The 2,964-nt window shown below is 72.0% G+C and carries 2 protein-coding genes; both read right to left on the bottom strand.

The features are described from left to right. Window positions 1–456: 456 nt before the first annotated feature. A complete protein-coding gene (locus WMJ97_RS14845; protein WP_347349779.1) occupies window positions 457–603 on the bottom strand; it encodes a hypothetical protein in 147 nt (48 codons plus the stop codon). Window positions 604–714: 111 nt separating this feature from the next. Further along, window positions 715–2,964: copper-translocating P-type ATPase (locus WMJ97_RS14850; RefSeq protein ID WP_347349780.1), on the bottom strand; the 2,250-nt coding region annotated here is incomplete at its 5' end.

A 2,964-nucleotide genomic window follows, 5' to 3' on the forward strand; every position in this document is an offset into this window, starting at 1 on the left:
CGAGGGCTCGGGAGCGGTTGGTCCGCAGCGCGGCGGCGTCCTGAAACGCCTGCAGCGTGTGCGCAACGCCTGCAGTAAACCGTGAACGCCTGCAGCGTTTCGACCACGCCTGCCTTAACCGAGAACGCTGCCTTACGTAGGGCAGCGTTGCGGCCGGAGCCCGGCGTTTCGAGAACGCCTGCAGCGTTGGAGAAACGCCTGCAGCGTTTCGCCGTCATGCGGCCGGCGTCCGTCGGATGGGCCCCAGCGGCAGGGCGACTCCTGCGGTCGGGCCGCCCTCCCGCAGGCAGGGCCACCCTCCCGCAGGCAGGGTCCCCCCGGAGCCGCGGAGCCGCGGAGCCGTGTGACGAAATCCACACCAGAGTGTGGAGAACGTCAGGTAGAAACGCACACGCAGCCAACGTCAGGACGCCCGGGGGCTGTCCCCACGCGTCCCTCGCTGGTGATCTCTTGTCGCTAGGACTTGTCGTCGGTGTCGACGGGGGCGTCCTCGTCCTCTTCGGGCTCGAACGTGTTGTCGGCGCCCACGCCGGCGCCGGCGCCGTGGGGGTTGAGCTCGTCCAGGTCGGTCGTGTCCTGCTGCTCGTCTGGCCGCTGGGTCATGATCCTGCTCCTTCCGTGGGGCGGGTCCCCAAGCTCCCAGTGTGGGGCGTCAGTCCCCGACGCGACAGTCTTTCCGCTTCTCAACCACCCTTTCGAGGGGTCGGACGCCGCTCAGCCGAGCCGCTGCGCGCGCAGGCGGAGCGAGTTGCCGATCACCGACACCGACGACAGCGCCATCGCGGCGGCCGCCAGCATGGGCGACAGCAGCACCCCGAAGAACGGGTACAGGACGCCCGCCGCCACCGGGATGCCGGCCGCGTTGTAGACGAACGCGAACGCCAGGTTCTGCCGGATGTTCCGCATCGTCTTCTCCGAGAGCTGCCGCGCCCGGACGATGCCGGTCAGGTCGCCCCGCAGCAGCGTGATGCCCGCCGACTCGATCGCGACGTCCGTGCCGGACGACATGGCGAGGCCGACGTCCGCGGCGGCGAGCGCCGGGGCATCGTTCACGCCGTCGCCCGCCATCGCGACCACGTGTCCCTGCTCGCGCAGCCGCTGCACCACGGACGCCTTCTGGTCGGGCAGCACCTCCGCCTCGACGTGGTGGATGCCGAGGCGTCCGGCGATGGCCCGCGCGGTCGTCGCGTTGTCGCCGGTCAGCATCACCACGTCGAGTCCGTCGGCGCGCAGGGTGCGCAGGGCTGCCGGTGTGGTCTCCTTGACCTGGTCGGCGATCACGAGCAGGCCCGCGAAGCGGTCGTCCGTGGCGGCGTACACCACGGTCGCGCCCTCGCCGCGCAGGCGTTCGGCGTCGGCGTCCAGCGGTTCGGTCTCGACGCCCTCCCCGGCAAGGTAGGCGGCCGTGCCCAGCCGGACGCGGCGTCCCTCGACCGTCGCGGCGACCCCGCGCCCGGCGGGCGCGTCGAAGCCGGAGGCGTCCGGGAGGGCGAGCCCGCGCTCGCCGGCGGCCGCGACGACGGCCTGGGCGAGCGGATGCTCCGACGAGCGCTCGACGGCGGCGGCGAGCCGCAGAAGGGCGTCCGGATCGAGGGTGTCGTCCGCGGGGACGACCTCCGTGACGGACGGCCGGCCCTCGGTCAGCGTTCCCGTCTTGTCGACGACGAGCGTGTCGACCTTCTCCATGCGCTCCAGCGCCTCGGCGTTCTTGATGAGGACGCCGTCGCTCGCCCCGCGCCCGATGCCGACCATGATCGACATGGGCGTGGCCAGGCCGAGCGCGCACGGGCACGCGATGATCAGCACGCTGACCGCCACGACGAGCGCGTGCGCGAGCCGCGGATCGGGGCCGACGAGCGCCCACACGACGAACGCGAGGACCGCGACGCCGATGACGATCGGCACGAAGATGCCGGACACCTTGTCGGCCATGCGCTGAATCGGCGCGCGCGAGCGCTGGGCGTCGGCGACCATCTGGACGATGCGGGCCAGCATCGTGTCGCTGCCCACCTTCTCTGCGGTCATGACGAGCGAGCCCGTCTGGTTCAGAGTGCCGCCGATCACGGTGTCGCCGGCCCGCTTGGTGACCGGCATGGATTCACCCGTGACCATCGATTCGTCGATCGAGCTGCGACCGTCGATGACCGTGCCGTCCACGGGCACCTGCTCGCCCGGGCGCACCCGCAGCCGGTCCCCGAGCTGGATCTGACCGAGGGGCACCTCCTCGTCGTCGGCGTCCGTGACGCGGCGGGCGGTCGCGGGCGTCAGCTTCAGCAGCGCCTTGATCGCGCCCGAGGTGGCCTCGCGGGCGCGCAGTTCGAGCACCTGCCCGAGCAGCACGAGGGTGGTGATGACCGCGGCGGCCTCGAAGTAGACGTCGACGGCGCCGTGGTTACGGAAGGAGTCGGGGAAGATGCCCGGCGCGAGCGTCGCCACGACGCTGTAGACCCAGGCGACGCCCGTGCCCATCGCGATCAGGGTGAACATGTTGAGGTGGCGCGTCCGCAGCGACTCGAAGCCGCGGACGAAGAACGGCCACCCCGCCCACAGCACGACGGGCGTCGCGAACGCGAACTGCACCCAGGCGGAGACCGTCGGGTCGATCGCGTGCGCCAGCGCCGGGATGACATGGGTGCCCATCTCCAGCAGGAAGACCGGGATCGTCAGGGCCAGCGCGACCCAGAAGCGGCGCGTCATGTCGGCGAGCTCGGGGCTCGGGCCGGAATCGGCGGTCGCCATCACCGGCTCCAGCGCCATGCCGCACAGCGGGCACGAGCCGGGGTGATCCTGACGGATCTCGGGGTGCATCGGGCAGGTCCACTCGGCCACGGAGGCGTCCGGGGGCTCGGACGGGGCGCCGGCGTGGTGCTGGTGGTCGTGCTGGTGGTGGTGGTCGTGCTGGTGGTGGGCCGTGTGGTCGCCGGGCTGCGGGTGCCCGGTGAAGGACGCGGGGTCGGCGACGAA

This window comes from Nigerium sp., assembly GCF_039811905.1.
Classification (GTDB): domain Bacteria; phylum Actinomycetota; class Actinomycetes; order Propionibacteriales; family Propionibacteriaceae; genus Propioniciclava.

Coding starts and splice junctions, on each gene's coding strand:
- WMJ97_RS14845 (WP_347349779.1), bottom strand. CDS start 603: ATGACCCAGCGGCCAGACGAGCAGCAGGACACGACCGACCTGGACGAG.